9 protein-coding genes are annotated in these 15,268 nt (G+C 64.1%); 4 read left to right on the forward strand and 5 right to left on the reverse strand.

The features are described from left to right. Nucleotides 1–57: 57 nt before the first annotated feature. Genes AC4BCN_RS14325 through AC4BCN_RS14335 form a run of 3 tightly spaced genes read right to left on the reverse strand, consistent with a single transcriptional unit; the run spans nt 58 to nt 3,342 of the window. Complete coding sequence (locus AC4BCN_RS14325; RefSeq protein WP_485883227.1) at nt 58–972, reverse strand: HDOD domain-containing protein; 915 nt, start codon at nt 970–972, stop codon at nt 58–60. Beyond that, nucleotides 969–1,613, reverse strand: a complete 645-nt coding sequence (locus AC4BCN_RS14330) for a hypothetical protein (RefSeq protein WP_490490991.1) — start codon at nt 1,611–1,613, stop codon at nt 969–971. The genes AC4BCN_RS14325 and AC4BCN_RS14330 overlap by 4 nt, the downstream gene beginning before the upstream one ends. A gap of 49 nt (nt 1,614–1,662) precedes the next feature. After that, on the reverse strand, nt 1,663–3,342 hold the full coding sequence (locus tag AC4BCN_RS14335; RefSeq protein ID WP_490490992.1) for a methyl-accepting chemotaxis protein: 1,680 nt from the start codon (nt 3,340–3,342) through the stop codon (nt 1,663–1,665). A gap of 312 nt (nt 3,343–3,654) precedes the next feature. Between AC4BCN_RS14335 and AC4BCN_RS14340 the strand changes: the two genes are divergently transcribed. Continuing rightward, nucleotides 3,655–6,096 carry a membrane-bound PQQ-dependent dehydrogenase, glucose/quinate/shikimate family gene (locus AC4BCN_RS14340; RefSeq protein WP_490490993.1) on the forward strand — a complete coding sequence of 814 codons (2,442 nt, stop codon included), beginning with the start codon at nt 3,655–3,657 and terminating at the stop codon, nt 6,094–6,096. A gap of 82 nt (nt 6,097–6,178) precedes the next feature. Here AC4BCN_RS14340 and AC4BCN_RS14345 read toward each other — a convergent pair whose 3' ends face one another. Further along, nucleotides 6,179–9,652 carry a DUF748 domain-containing protein gene (locus AC4BCN_RS14345; RefSeq protein WP_490490994.1) on the reverse strand — a complete coding sequence of 1,158 codons (3,474 nt, stop codon included), beginning with the start codon at nt 9,650–9,652 and terminating at the stop codon, nt 6,179–6,181. Between the two features lie 248 nt (nt 9,653–9,900). Here AC4BCN_RS14345 and AC4BCN_RS14350 point away from each other — a divergent pair, with 248 nt between their 5' ends. The 3 genes from AC4BCN_RS14350 (at nt 9,901) to AC4BCN_RS14360 (ending at nt 14,657) form a co-directional block, all read left to right on the forward strand. Beyond that, nucleotides 9,901–12,045, forward strand: coding sequence for a TonB-dependent siderophore receptor (locus tag AC4BCN_RS14350; protein ID WP_490490995.1), 2,145 nt, complete (start codon nt 9,901–9,903; stop codon nt 12,043–12,045). A 51-nt stretch (nt 12,046–12,096) separates the two neighbouring features. Further along, a complete protein-coding gene (locus AC4BCN_RS14355; RefSeq protein ID WP_490490996.1) occupies nt 12,097–12,489 on the forward strand; it encodes a DUF2946 domain-containing protein in 393 nt (130 codons plus the stop codon). A gap of 89 nt (nt 12,490–12,578) precedes the next feature. Then, nucleotides 12,579–14,657 carry a TonB-dependent receptor gene (locus AC4BCN_RS14360; RefSeq protein ID WP_490490997.1) on the forward strand — a complete coding sequence of 693 codons (2,079 nt, stop codon included), beginning with the start codon at nt 12,579–12,581 and terminating at the stop codon, nt 14,655–14,657. A gap of 145 nt (nt 14,658–14,802) precedes the next feature. Here the strand turns inward: AC4BCN_RS14360 and AC4BCN_RS14365 are convergent, their stop codons facing one another. After that, nucleotides 14,803–15,027 carry a hypothetical protein gene (locus AC4BCN_RS14365; RefSeq protein ID WP_128139428.1) on the reverse strand — a complete coding sequence of 75 codons (225 nt, stop codon included), beginning with the start codon at nt 15,025–15,027 and terminating at the stop codon, nt 14,803–14,805. Nucleotides 15,028–15,268 lie beyond the last annotated feature (241 nt).

The following is a 15,268-nucleotide window of genomic DNA, read 5'->3' on the forward strand; positions in this document are numbered from 1 at the left end:
GCGATGAAGTTGAAGGGAATGATACGCAATCGGGCTCAAAAAATCAATTTCAACGAATTAGATGAATTCACTAAAAACCTGGCGTGCGGCTGGCCGGACTCGCGTGCGCGTACGGCAGGGGGCGAGATGGCTGTGCGGTTCCAGGATATCGCGCCATTCGCTCCACTCCGCATTGCTGTGGCGTAGCAGGGTTTCCATGTAGCCTGCGTCCAGGCCCAGTACCCGCGCCGTGGCCAGGGCTGGCTCGCGCGGCCCCGCGCCGTTGCGCAGTATCAGGTCGGCGAAGCTGCTGGCCAGCCTCAGCAGCTTCGCCAGGTCCGTCATGCGCCCGGCCCGTCCGAAGCCGGGCGGGGCGGCATGGCAGAGCACGGCGTCGCACAGGATGTCCGCCATGCCCCAGTCCCGCATGAGGATGGCCGACAGGGCCAGCTGGTGGTGGCCGAAGCGCTGTGATTCTTCGCCCAGCAGCCGGGCCGTGACGCCATTGCCGTACTGGCCCAGCAGTTCTCCATATTCCTGCGGATGCACGCTGGCCAGGGCCAGCTGGCCGCAGTTGGCCAGCAAGCCGCAACTGTACAGCTCATCGGCCGGCGCCAGCTGCAGCGCGTCGCCTGCCACGCGGGCGGCGCACGCCATGGCCAGCGAGTGTGACCAGTAGCGCTGCGCGTCGAAGTGCGCGCACGTGGGCGCTGGCGGGGCCGGGATGGTGCACGCCTGGCGCAGGGCGGGCAGGCCGATGGCCGCCAGCATCGCGGCGCTGACGGCCGCATGCCTGCGCCCGCCCGGCGGCACGCCCGCATTCGCCAGGCCGATGAGCTTGCCGGTCATGGCCGGATCGCAGCCCAGCTGTTCCGCCAGTTCATCGAGCGCCACCTGCTGCTGGCACAAGGTGGCCAGCCAGTGGCGCCGCCAGGCGGGCGAAGGCAGGATGGCGCCGCCGGGCAGGCGCGCCAGGTCGATGTGCGCGCTCATGGCCGGCTCCCTACGCCGTTGCAGTCATCGGCCTGCGCCGTGCCCGCCGTCTGCAGGGCCGTGACGGCTTGCGACAGCGCATCGAGCGCCATCAGCAGTTCCGCATGCAGGCGGTGCAGGGCGCCGATATCGTTGGAAAAGCCCGCATGCACGGCCTGGCGCGACAGCGCCTGCAATGGGAGCAGGCCCATGGACTGGCTGCCGTCGAGAATTTCCTGTGCCAGCACTCTTGCCGGGGCGGCCCGCTCGCAGCGCAGCGCATGGGCGATGCCGGCCAGGCGGTCGCGCGTCTCGGCCACGAACAGGGCCAGGATCTCGCCCTGCAGGCGCCGGTCGTGGCCGAACATGGCGTCCAGGCGGGCCGCGTCGAATGGCGGCGTGTCCGGTGTCTTGGGCGCTGTCGACGGTGGTGCGCTGTCAGCCGCCTTGGCCGGCGGGACCGCTTTGCGCATTTGCAGCAGCGCATGCAGATCGGCCGGCGCCGCGCTGGCGGCCTGCGTGCGGTCGGCCTGCTGCCAGCGGGTGCGGCGCCAGAGCAGGGCGGCCAGCAGCAACAGCAGGCCTGCCAGCGCCAGCGCCGGGCGCATCAGCGAGAGATCTTCGCAGCGAAGGAAGGGGTGAATGGCGAGAAAGGAGTTCATGGCAGTGCTCCAGTGCGTTCTATGCGAGTGATCCTGCGTGATGGCGGACCTAAAATACGTCCCAGTCGCCCGAATCGGCGGCGGCCGGCGCCGCTTTCCTGGCTTGCCCTGCCGGGCGCGTGGCGACCAGCTTGAGCGTCGCCCTGTGCTGTGCGGGCCGCGGGGCGGCAGGCGCGCGCGGCGCCGCGCCGGCCTGTCCCTGCGCCAGCTTGAAGGCGCCCACCACGCCGGCCAGCCTGGCTGCCTGCTCCTGCAGCGATTGCGATGCCGCCGCCGCTTCTTCGACCAGGGCCGCGTTCTGCTGCGTGACTTCATCCATCTGCGTGATGGCGCGGTTGATTTCCTCGATGCCCGTGCTTTGCTCCACGCTGGCGGCCGAGATTTCGCTGACGATGTCGGTAACGCTGCGTACCGTGTCGACCACTTCCGTCATGGCCGCGCCGGCCTGCTGGACCAGCTTGCCGCCTTGGCCCACCTGTTCCACGGAGTCGCTGATGAGTACCTTGATTTCCTTGGCGGCCGCGGCCGAACGGTGCGCCAGGTTGCGCACTTCGGTGGCCACGACGGCAAAGCCGCGCCCCTGTTCCCCGGCGCGCGCCGCTTCCACGGCCGCGTTCAGGGCCAGGATATTGGTCTGGAAGGCGATGCCGTCGATGACGCCGATGATGTCGGCGATCTTGTTCGACGCGCTGTCGATCGCTTCCATCGTGCGTATCACGTCGCCCATCACTTGTCCGCCCCGCTGCGCCTTGTCCGAGGCGCTGATGGCCATTTGCTGGGCCTGGCGGGCATTGTCCGCGTTTTGCCGCACGGTGGCAGTCAGTTCTTCCATGGCCGAGGCGGTTTCTTCCAGCGAGCCCGCTTGCTGTTCCGTGCGCGCCGACAGGTCCAGGTTGCCGGACGCGATTTCGCCCGAGGCCGTGCTGATGCTGTCCGTGCCGGAGCGCACTTCGGCCACGATGCGTACCAGGCTCGCGCTCATGTCCGCCATGGCCTGCATCAGCTGGCCCACCTCGTCGTTCGAGGTGGCGCGGACCTGCACGCTGAGGTCGCCGTCCGCGATGGTGCGGGCCACGCCGATGGCGTCGGCCAGCGAGGCGGCGATGCGCCGCGCCAGCAGCAGGCCCATGCTGGCTACGAGCGCCGTCACGGCCAGGGACAGGGCGATGGCAATCCAGCGCGCGCTGGCAGCGGCGGCGGCGCCATCGGCCGCACCTTTGGCCGCCAGGTTTGCGTTGTAGCGGTGGTGGGCGGCGAGGGCGTCGACCAGTTCCTTGATGATGGGCTGGTTTTGCACCAGCAAGTCGCGCGCCGCGTCCAGTTCACCGGCCTTCGACAGCGCCAGTACCTTGTCGCGCACTTCATCGTAGCGCAGCAGCACGGCGCGGTCGGCGGCCAGCAGCGCGCGGTCCTGTTCATCGGTGATATCTTCTTTTTCATATTGGTCGAGCGCCTTGCCGACCGCCGCGCGCGCTTCTCTGATACCCGCTTCCAGCTTGGCGCGTCCGGCCGCATCCTTGCTGGCCATGTGCTGCCAGACGGCCGTGCGCATCTGCGCGAACGGCACGAAAGCGTCGTTCAAGGTGAGCAGACTGGGTACCGTGTTGACAGTGGCATAGCTGGCCGCCGTGTACACGCGGTCCATCTGGTAGATGCCAAAGCCCGCCAGGGCGGCCAGCCCGAGGACGACGGAGAGGATCAAGGCGTACAGCCGTTTAGCGATGGTCATGATGGGCGCCGCTCCAATGAAGTGAAATTCAAGAAAAATGTTTGGCTTGGGTGGTTTTTTTCCATTTTACGATAAAAATTCGTTTTATTCGAGAAATTTGTTGTTGAATTATTTTATTCAATGATTTTCATTGAAAACATATGCTTATAGCGGGCTGGACGCTAAGACCGTGTATAAAACGCCACACGGCGTATGGCCGGCGTTGTGGCGTGTGGCACGCTTTGGCGATTAGTGAAAAAATGGAATTCCTTGATCGCCATCAAATACGGTGCGCAGGCGCGTGCCGCCGACTGACTCTTGTAAAGGAGCATCATGACTGCCTCTGCCCGGCCTGGACCCTTGCTTGTCATCACCGCAGTCATCTTCATCTTGCTGGGCCTGGCGCTTGCCGGCGGCGGCGCCTGGCTCGTCAGCCTGGGCGGTTCCTGGTATTACGTCGTGGCCGGTATCGGCATGCTCGTCGCGGGCGCGCTCGTGTGGAAGGGGCGGCGCAGCGCCCAGCTGTTTCTCGCGCTGCTGCTGTTCGCCACCCTGATCTGGTCCGTGATCGAAGTGAAGTTCGACTGGTGGCAATTGCTGCCGCGCCTCGATATCTGGTTCGCCGCCGCCGTCTGGCTGCTGCTGCCCTTCGTCGACCGCCGCCTCGATCCGCCATTGACGGCCGGAGCGAAACCGCGCGATGCGGGCAAGAGCGCGCTGGCCGCCGCCGTGGTACTCACGGCTGCCGTGGGCGTGTTCTCGTTGTTTCAGGACTATTACACCTTGCATGGCGAAGTGCCGGCCGAGAACATGGCCGCCGCGCCGCAAGGCGATTTCGCGCCCGGCGTGGCGCCCAACGACTGGGCCGCGTATGGCCGTTCCGGCTATGGCGACCGCTATGCGCCGGCCGCGCAGATCACGCCGGCCAACGCGTCGCAGCTGAAACAGGCATGGGTGTACAACACGGGCGACTTCAAGGGCCCGAACGATCCGGGCGAGATCGCCAACGAAGTCACGCCGCTGAAAGTGAACGGCATGCTGTACCTGTGCACGCCGCATAACATCGTCATCGCGCTGGACCCGGACACGGGCAAGGAGATCTGGCGCCACGATCCGAAGATCAACCGGGACGCATCGACCTACCAGCACATGATCTGCCGCGGCGTCGCCTACTGGGACGTCAACGCGGGCCGCGCCAAGGGCGACCCGGCACCCGAGGCGGCCGGCATGGAATGCCCGCGCCGCATCCTCGCGCCCACCATGGATGCCACCCTGATCGCCGTCAACGCGGATACGGGGGTAGCCTGCAAAAGCTTTGGCGAAAATGGCGTGATCGGCCTGTACCACGGCATGGGCATGAAGAAGCGGGGCTTTTTGATGCCGACGTCGCCGCCGGCCGTGGCGCAAAACGTGGTGGTGATGGCCGCCAGCGTCACCGACAACTTTTCCACGGAAGAGCCGTCCGGCGTGATCCGTGGCTACGATCCTGTCACGGGCAAGCTGCTGTGGAACTGGGATGCGTCGAACCCCGACGACACGGCGCCGATTGCCGATGGCAAGACCTACACGAACAATTCGCCCAATTCCTGGGGCGTATCCAGCGTCGATGAAAAGCTGGGCATGGTGTACATCCCGATGGGCAATGAAACACCGGACACGTGGGGCGGCAACCGCAATCCCCATGGCGAGAAATACAATAGCGCCATCGTCGCGCTGGACCTGGCGACGGGCAAGGTGCGCTGGGTCTACCAGACCGTGCACCACGATATCTGGGACATGGATATCGGCGGCCAGCCCACCCTGGTCGACATCGACACGCCGAAAGGCAAAGTGCCGTCCGTCGTGGCCACGACGAAACGGGGCGACATCTACGTGATCGACCGGCGCGATGGCAGCCTGGTCGTGCCGGCGCCGGAAAAACCGGTGCCGACGAACAACCCGGCTCCCGGCGACCGCCTGTCGCCCACGCAGCCGTTTTCGGCCCTCACTTTCCTGCCCGAGAAAAACATCAGCGAAACAGATATGTGGGGCACGACGCCATTCGACCAGCTGGCGTGCCGCATCATCTTCCGCCAGCACCGCTACGAAGGGCCGTTCACGCCGCAAACGGTGGCCGAAGGCAAGATCAAGGGCGCCATCATCTCGCCGGGCCCGCTCGGTATCTTCGAGTGGGGCGGGGCGGCTGTCGACCCGGGCCGGCAATTGCTGCTGGTGAACCCCGACTACATGGGCTTTCTGGAGCGTCTGGTGCCGCGTGCGCAAGCCAATGCGAAGGGCGGCACGGGCTCGGAAATGGGCTTGCAGCCGCAGACGGGCGTGCCGTTTGCAGTGGAAATCAAGCCTTTTCTTTCGCCGCTGGGCTTCCCATGCCAGGCGCCGCCGTGGGGGTATATCGCCGCCGTCGACTTGCGCACCATGAAAAAAGTGTGGATGCACAAGAACGGCACCACGCGCGACAGCGCCCCCGTGCCCATCGCCTTGCCGCTGGGCGTGCCCAGCCTGGGCGGCATCAGCACCACGGGCGGCGGCGTGGCCTTCCTCAGCAGCACGCTCGACTACTACATCCGCGGCTACGACGTGCGCAATGGCAAGACCGTATGGAAAGCCCGCCTGCCTGCCGGCGGCCAGGCCACGCCGATGAGCTATGTCTCGGACAAGACGGGCAAGCAATATGTCGTCGTCATGGCCGGCGGCCATGGTTCGCTCGGCACGAAGATGGGCGATAGCCTGGTGGCGTTTGCTTTGCCGGATGAGGCGGTGGAGAAGAAAAAGTAAAGGGCTTAATGCGCATGCTGCGGGATGCTTGGAGCCCACAGCAAAGAGCCGGGGTCAGACCCGACGGGTCTGACCCCAGATTTTATTGCGCCGCCAATCCCAGTTTCAGTCCCACCAGCTTGCCCGGCGCGGCCTCCGTTTTTTCCGGCGCACCGGCGCTGACCCTGGCCGCCGGCGTGCCATCCTGCTGCAGGGCGGCCAGAATCGCCGCGCTGCGCTGGGTGCCCAGTTTGCTCAAGGCGTCGGCAGGCAGGGGCTGCTTGGCTTCCAGCTGCTCGCGCAAGCCCTTGTAGAAGGTGCCCGTGTCGGCCACTTGCGGCTCGCCTTCGATCAGCTTGCCCAGGCGTTGGAATACGGGGATTTTTGCCGGAGCCGCTGGAGCTGCTGAAGCCGTCTCTGCTGCAGCTGAGGCTGGGACGGCCGACTCCGCCGCTTTCTTCTGCTTGTCCAGCTCGGCCTTGCCGAAGCGTTCCGCGTACAGGTCGCGCAGGGCACCCCGTATCTTGCGTTCGCCCAGGTTCAACGGTCCCGGCTCTTCGCCCGCTTCCAGCTTGATGCCGGCCTTGGCGGCGACGGCGCGGCGCACGGCCTGGGCGCGCAGGGCGGCCGCGTCCGTATCGCTGTACTGGCCAGGCACGGCCAGCTTCAGCTGTTCGCGCTTGGCGAGGATCTGCGCCACCTGCTTGAGCTTTTCCCGCTCTGGCGGCAGCAGCACGGCGCTGCCCGCGTCGAAGTCGATCGATTCGAGCTTGTCGGCGCTGATGCCGAGCAAGTTGCCCAGCGCGCGGAACGGCGCCGTGACGATTTTCGTCAGCACATTACCCACGGCTTTCCAGATCAGGGCGCCATAGCTGAATTGCGGGTCGTTCATGTCGCCCGACACGGGCAAGCCCAGGTCGATGCGTCCGTCCGAGTCCTTGAGGATGGCCAGCGCCAGTTCCAGCGGCAGCTTCAAGGCGTCCGGGCTGTCGATGCGCTCGCCCAGGGTCAGCTTATCGAGCACGATCTGGTTGGTGCCGTCGAGCTGGCGGTTGCGCACCTTGTATTGCAAGTCCAGCGAAATCTTGCCTTCTGCCACTTTGTAGCCGGCGAACTTCATCGTGTACGGCGAGGCGGACACCATGTCGACATTCTTGAAGACCACGTTCAAGTCCGTGTTGTCGGTCGGGGCGAACGGGTTCAACTGGCCACGCACGCGGGCCAGGCCGAATTCGTCGATGCGGCCATCGAGTTCGATCTGGCTGCGCGCATCGCGTTTCGTCGACAGGCCCGTGACGACGCCATTGAGTTCATAGATCTTGGCGGCGAACTGGGGCCGCAAGCTGAGGTCGGCAAAGTCCAGCTTGGCGTTTTGCAGGCGCACGCGGCGCACGCGCACGGGGAAGGCGGCGTCGGCTGCCGGCGTGGCGGAGGCCGCAGGAGGGGTGGCCGTTGCCGTGGCAGGCTCGGGCGCCTTGACCAGCAAACGCTGCGCATTGAGGCTGCGGTCGTTTTCGATGATCAGCTGGGCGTTCGGTTCGACCACGCGCAGTTCGGGGATGTCGACGAAGTCCGGGCCCACGCTGGCTGTCAGCTTGTCGGCGCGCACGCTTTTCCATGAGGCAAAGCGCTTGCCATCCGTTTCATTGAGCACGAGGCCGGCAATATCGACACCGCCCACATAGCGGACCTTCGGCGCTTTCGGCGCGCCGCCGCCCGTCGTCAGGCGGCCGCTGCCGGAGAGCGACCCGCTTGCCAGTTTCAGTTTGATATGCTGCGCCAGCAACGGTTGCACGGGCGCCAGGGTCAGCTGTTTCAAATTCAGCTGCGCATCGACGGCGCCCGTGCCCGGCACGAACTTGCCATTGGCCGTCAATAGTCCGCCTTCGCGCAGGCCCACGCCCAGCTCGAACGGCAGCGCCTGTTTCATGTCGTTGCTGACGTCTTGCAGCGACAAATGGGCATCTTGCACATTGACCTTGATGCCCGTGCCCGCGTCATCGAAACGGGCGCCGAACTTGCTCAGTTCTACCTTGTCTATCTTGGTGGACCAGGGCGTGGATGGCGCGTCCTTGGCAGTGTCGGCTCTGCCGGAAGCAAATACGGGCAGCTTTTGCGCAATCGCGAATTCTCCCTGGCGGTTGCGCGCCAGGTCGATCTGCGCGCCGCTGGCCGTCACGGCGCCCAGGTGCACAGTGTGCGCGGCCAGGTCGATCTTGCCGTCGGTAAAGCCCAGTTGGGCCAGCTTGAACGGCGTTTGCGCGCCCCGTTGCATGGTGAGGTCGGCCAGGCCGAACTGTGCGCCATCGATGACGGTGGCCATGCCCGATGGCCCTTGCTGCAAGCCCAGTTGCAAATTCAGATGCAGCTGTCTGGCGCTCAGCTGCAAGGCTGGCGAGACGGTTTCATCGATGGCGGACACGTCCACGTTGGCCAGCGCCAGCTGTTTCAAGTCCACCTTCCACTTGCCGGGCGTGGCTGGTGCGGCGGGCGTGGCGGTGGCCGATGCTGCTGGTGCGGGATTACCTGGCAGCATCAGGTTCGCCACGTCGATCTCGCCCTTGCTGTCGCGGCGCACGGCGACCTTGCCGCCGACCAGGTTGACCTTGTCGACCGTGACGCTCTGGCGCGCCAGGTCCACGTTCACGCCGGCGATGCCCAAGGTGTTCAGCGACGTAAAGGCGTCGCTCTTGCCACTTTGTACCAGCGCCAAGTCGCGCAAGGCGAGGCCCGCGCCTTTGACGGTCGCTTCCAGCTTGCCCTCCGCATAGGAAAAGGCGTAGGGCAGGCGCGCCGACAGCTTGCCGCTGGCGACAGTCGCGCGCGTATAGGCTTTCAAATACGCGGCCAGGCCGGGCAGGGAGGCGTCGTTCAGTATCAGTTCGCCTTCGCCACGGATGGGGCTCAGCGAGGCCGTGCCGCGCCAGTGCAGCTTGCCGCCGCGCGCCGCATCGGCACTGAGGCTGTAGCTGCCGTTGGCGTCGGGCAGGGTGGAGATATTATCGAGCGTAAAGTTGATCGGCGTGAAGTTGTCCGCATAGCCGGCCTTCTGGTCTTGCCAGTCGACTTTGCCTTGCTCCAGCGCAAAGTGGGCGATGACGAGGCGCGGCATGCCGCCTTCGCTCTTTTCCGGATGGTTGCGTTGCCAGGTGGCCAGCACTTCGGCCAGGTTGAACTTGCCGTCCGGCGTAATCGTCAGCTGCGCTTGCGGCGCCGTGATGCGGATTTCCGCCAGGCTCCAGGCGCGGCGGACGATGGATTTCCATTCCAGCTGCACGGCCAGGGCGCCGATGGACAGCAGCGGAGCATTGTTTGCGCTGGCCGCTTCCTTGAAAGCGATCTTGTCCGCTTCCAGGCGCAGGGTGAACGGGTTGAAGCGCACGTCGCCTATGCTGGCCTGTCGCGCGAGTTCTTTTTCTGCAAATTTGGGTAGCTGGTTTTTGATGACGTAGGGCACCAGCCAGAAGCCGACCGCACTGTAGGCGGCCAGGGCGCAGCCCGTGCCCAGGGCCCAGCGTTGCCAGCGTTTCCAGCGAAATGTTTTCGTCTGCACGCTTTTGTTGTCGATTGTGTTCACGAACTTACCTTTTAGTATCTTGTTAGGCGGCACGTCTTGCGCGCCGTGACTGTCAGTATGCCTCTTTGCGGCCTCGTCTGCAAAATCCAAACGTGTTCAAGTGATAACAGGCGCCAGAGGGAGCTAGTTTCTTCTGTAAAACTCACACAAACTCACCTTTTCTTGATAATGATTCTCATTATCGGTATCATGTTCGCTAACCGTAAGTTTCCGCTTGCTCCCCATTTTCCAATTGAAAGCCTGACGCCATGCCTGTTGCCACTCCCCGCACCCGTTTACTTCCAGTGGCGGCAGCCCTGTCGCTGGCCTTCGCTTCCCACGCCGCGCTGGCGGCCAATGCGGCCAGCGGCCAGGACGAGCCGACGGCTGGCGATGAGAAAGTCATGCAAGCCGTGCAGGTGACGGGCGCCCGCGCGCAAGGACTGGTGCCGCTGACCACGGAGGCGGGCAGCTTTCGGGGCGCCAGCATCATGGACGTGCCGTCGACCGTCAACGTGATCACGCGCGAATTGCTGGAGCAGCAAGCCGTGTCCGGCCTGTACGACGCCGTGCGCAATACGGCCGGCGTGACGCGCCAGCAAAACGGGGGCGAGACGTGGGATCAGCTGGTGATACGCGGCATCGCGGTGGAAAACCGCACGAATTATCGCCTCAACGGCTCCATGCCCATCATGAACTTCTCGCAAGTGCCCATGGAAAACAAGGAGCGGGTGGAAGTGCTGAAGGGCGCTTCGGCCCTGTATTACGGCTTTACGTCGCCGGCCGGCGTCGTCAATTTCGTTACCAAGCGTGCCGGCAGCCAGCCCGTCACCAGCATGGGCTTGAGCCTTGATGACCGTGGCAGTGCCGTGGCGAATGTCGACGTGGCGCGCCGCTTTGGCGCGCAGCAGGAATTCGGCGTGCGCATCAATGCGGCTGGCGGCACCCTGGGTTCCTACCTGGATAATGTCGGCAATGGCAACCGCCGCTTCCTTTCCACGGCGCTCGACTGGAGAGTCACGAACAAATTCCTGCTCAAGGCCGACCTTGAGTACGAGCGCCGCAGGGTGACAGAGCAGGCGGGCATCGCATTGCCCACGGCCGTGAAAGGCGTGATCAGCTTGCCGCGTGCCGTCGATCCGCGCAAGCTGATCGGCCCGGACTGGTCGAATTTCGAAGCGCAAACGAAAAACGCGCAATTGCGCGCCGACTACGCCATCGCCGATGGCTGGGCTTTGACGGTGGAGGCGGGCCACGCGGAAACGGCGCGCGACCGCCGCCTGGCCATCTTCCGCCTGAATAATGCGGCCGCGCTGGCCACGGGCGCGGGCCGCATCACGGGCAATATCCAGCACAGCGTGATGACGTCGGACTTGCTGCGCGCGGAACTGGCCGGCAATTTCAACACGGGTTTCATCGCCCACGAACTGACCCTGGGCGCGTCGCGCACGGATAAATCGCAAGATCCGATTTACCAGAGCAATTACACGATCGCCTCGCAAAACCTGTACAACCCAGTGCCCGTGACGACTGTCGTGTTCGGTCCCAAGCCAACGGCGCCGACGACGGCCGGGCTCGACACGCGCGACACGGGCTTGTATGCGCTCGACCGCATGGTTTTCAGCCCGCAATGGCAAAGCGTCATCGGCGTGCGCCGCAGCAGCTATCAAAGCGACCAGGGCGCCAGCCACTACGATGTCAGCAAGACGACGCCGATGGCCTCATTGATCTACAAGGCCACGCCCGAGCTGTCGTTCTACGCCTCCACGGCGCGGGGGCTGGAAGAGGGCGAAACGGGCCCGACGGGCACCGTCAACCAGGGCGTCAAGATGGCGCCTGGCGTGAGTAAACAAAAGGAACTGGGCGCGCGCTGGCTGACCCCTGGCGGCACCTTGCTGTCTGCCGCGCTGTTCGACATCACGCGCCCCGGCTATTACACGAATACCAGCAATGTATTCACGTCGGACGGCGAACAGCGCTACCGCGGCCTTGAACTGTCGACCCAGGGCAAGCTGACGCGCCAGTTGTCGTGGCAGACGTCGGCCCAGTTCCTCGATCCAAGCTTTGCGCACATCAACGCCGACTACAACGGCAAGGCGCCGGAGAACGCGTCGAAACGCACGGCCAGCGCCTTCCTCGCTTACGCGTTTGACGCCGTGCCGGGCCTGTCCGTCAACGGCGGCGCATATTACTACAGCGCCCGTCCCGTCAACGACCTGAACCAGGCCTTCCTCGGCGGCGTGAGCCTGTTCAGCGCGGGCGCCCGCTATGCGAGCCGCGTGATGGATAAGGCCGTCGTGTGGCAGTTGAACGTGGAAAATGCGGCAGACAAGCGCTACTGGGCCGGCGCCGGCACGCGCCTGGCGTCCGGTGCGCCGCGCGCTATCAAGCTGTCGATGAAGGTTGATCTATAAGGCTTGACTTGCGCGCTGTCCACGGGTGACCTGCGCTGATACAATGTTGCCATGTTCATCAGCAAAGGCAAGGCCAGCATCGTCCTGTGGATCGCGTGTATCGCCATCTTCCTGGCCACGCTCGCCCCTACGGTGTCGCGCGCGTTGACGGTCGCCAGCGGCCTGGCCGTGCCCAGCCTGGAAATTTGTTCGGTGGCAGGCGGCATGAATATGCTGCCTGCAACATTCTCCACGGACGCGCCCGATACCAAGAGCGGCATGCGCATGGGCGATTGCCCGTGCTGCAGCATGCATGCGGCCACCCTGGATATGCCCCCAACGACTCTCGTGCTCGCTTCCGGCGAGCTCATCACGGGCTTGCTGCCCCTGCTGTTCTACCAGTCCGCCACACCGCTGTTTGCCTGGACACCCGTCCAGCCCCGCGGGCCGCCTGCCGCTTTCTGATCTGTCCCTTTTCCTGAACTGCCTCGCGCCGCGCGTGTCGTGCGCTTGCGTCTGTTCGTTTTACCCATACAGAATCTGAAAGCAGCACCATGAAACATTTCCCCTTATTGATTTCCCTCGCCATCGCCATGCCCGCCGTGGCGCAAACGCGCACTGAACAGGTCTTGCCCGAGATGAAAGTCGTCGTCACGGCCATAGGCGACGGCTACCGTCCCGCTGCCGACACGGCGTTGATGCTCAGCAGTACACCCGGCTACAGCGTGGCGGCCGGCGGTGGCGTGTCTGGCTTGCCGGTGGTCAATGGCTTTGCCGATGACCGGCTGAAAATACGCATCGACGGCATGGAATTGACGTCGGCCTGCGCCAACCACATGAATGCGCCGCTGTCGTATATCGATCCGCAGCAGGTGCAGCGCATCCGCCTGATTGCGGGTGTGACTCCCGTCAGCGCGGGCGGTGACAGCATAGGCGGTACCATCGAAGTGCAGTCGAACGCGCCCGTGTTCGCCCAGCCCGGCGCGGGCCTGCTCACGCAAGGCAGCTTTGCCGTGTCGGGACGCAGTGTCAACAACAGCGTGGCGACCAGCGTGAACGCGTCGGCCGCCAGCGACAGCTTGAGCGTCGGCTACAGCGGCGCCTATACGCGCGGCCACAGCTATGAAGATGGCCACGGCAACAAAGTGCTGGCCAGCATGTTTGAAAGCATCAACCAGTCCATCGTGCTGGCGGCGAAGCGCGATGGCCAGCAGCTGACCCTGCGTGCCGGCGTGCAGCACATCCCGTACCAGGGTTTTCCCAACCAGTACATGGACATGACGGACAACTATGGCCAGTTCGCCAACCTCGCTTACCAGGGCACATTTGCCTGGGGCGTGCTTGACGCGCGCGCCTACTGGCAGCAGACGGACCATGAAATGGGTTTCTTTACCCCCGAGCGCAAAGGTTCGATGCCGATGATCACGCACGGGCGCAACACGGGCTATGCGCTGATGGCCAGCTTGCCGACCGCTGCAGGCGAGTTGCGCCTGGGCCAGGAGTGGCACGGCTTCCGCCTTGACGATTACTGGCCGGCCGTGCCCGGTTCCATGATGATGGGACCGCGCACCTATCTGAACATCAACGACGGCAAGCGCGACCGCACCGTGCTGTTTGGCGAACTGGAAACGCGCCACGATACGCGCTGGACGAGCGTGCTGGGCTTGCGCGGCGAATCCGTGCGCATGGACACGGGTGACGTGCAATCGTACGGCACCAACATGATGAACATGCCGGACGTGATGGCCGCCAGGGCCTTCAATGCGCGCAGCCGCAGCCAGCGCGACACGAATATCGATGCCTCCGCGCAAGCCACCTTCACGCCAGACGCGGCCAGCAGCTATGAATTCGCGCTGGCGCGCAAGGTGCGTTCGCCCAATCTGTACGAGCGCTACTCGTGGGGGCGCGGCTCGATGGCCATGACCATGACCAACTGGTTTGGCGATGGCAACGGCTATGTGGGCGATATCGACCTCAAGCCCGAGACCGCTTACACGGCGGCCTTCACGGCCGACTGGCATGGCGGCGGCGAGGAGGGCTGGTTCGTGCGCCTCAACCCGTATTACAGCAAGGTCGACAATTACATCGACGTCGACGTGCTGTCATCTTTCCACCCATACATGAAAATGGGTGCGAACGGCAATTTGCTGCGCTTTGCCAACCACGACGCCAAGCTGTACGGCGCCAATCTGGCGTGGCAGCTGCCGCTGGCCAGTAGCGCCCGCTGGGGCAGTTTCATGGCCACGGGTAACGCCGCATACACGCGGGGCAAGCGCAGCGATGGCGGCGACCTTTACCGCATGATGCCGTTCAACGCCTTGCTGGCCGTCGAGCACAAGCTGGGCGCCTGGAGCAACCGCATCGAAACGAAGATCGTGACCCGCAAGGACAAGGTCGACGCGCGCCGTGTCGAACCGGAAACAGGCGGCTACGCGCTCGTCAACCTGCGCAGCAGCGTAGCGCTGAGCAAGATGGCCAGCCTCAGCGCCGGCGTGAGCAACCTGTTCAACCGCGCGTATGCGGATCCGCTGGGCGGCGTGTATTTATCGGGCTTGAAGGCGAACGGCGGCGCCTTGCAAGCATTGCCGGCCGAGGGCAGGTCGATTGATCTGGGGCTGCAGCTGAAGTTCTAAGGCGGGCAATCAGCGGCGCCTTCCTGCGCAGATGCGGAAGGAAGGTGCCTGCTGGCATTGCCGCATCGGCGAGCGCTTGGGGTTTGTGACAATGTGCGCATGTATCTTTTTCAGTGATATTCGCAGTGTATCCAGCACAGCGCCATCAATTTCCAGCACCGCTCTTTTTCCGTCGTGATCCCGTGAGGACGCGCAGCGCGGTGGCGATCGGCACCTTGTTCTTCGCGAGGTAGGCGGCGGCCGTGGCCGTATCGAGCATTTCCTGGAAAATAATGCCGACTTCGACCTTTTGGGCCGTCAAGTCGTCCTGCCTTGCGCAGTCGAGGATATCCATATTCGTAGTGGTGACCTTGTCGTTCTTGGAGCGCATTTTTGCCTCGGTAGAAAAGAGAAAAAATGTCTCCTTTTATTTGCCTTTAAGATAACTTATTTTTGTGACTTTGTGGAAATTTTTCTTTAATCGATAGTGCATTGAGGAATTAAATTTATCTATCGTTCAAGTTCAGGACCCGGTCATGCGCGGCGTCGGCATGCGATATCGTCCACGCGTTCTGGCGTTCCGTGCGGACGATAAATATGGCATAGATGACTTCCCGTCACCCATTGCCTGA

The organism is Janthinobacterium sp. Bl 1, from assembly GCF_058215535.1.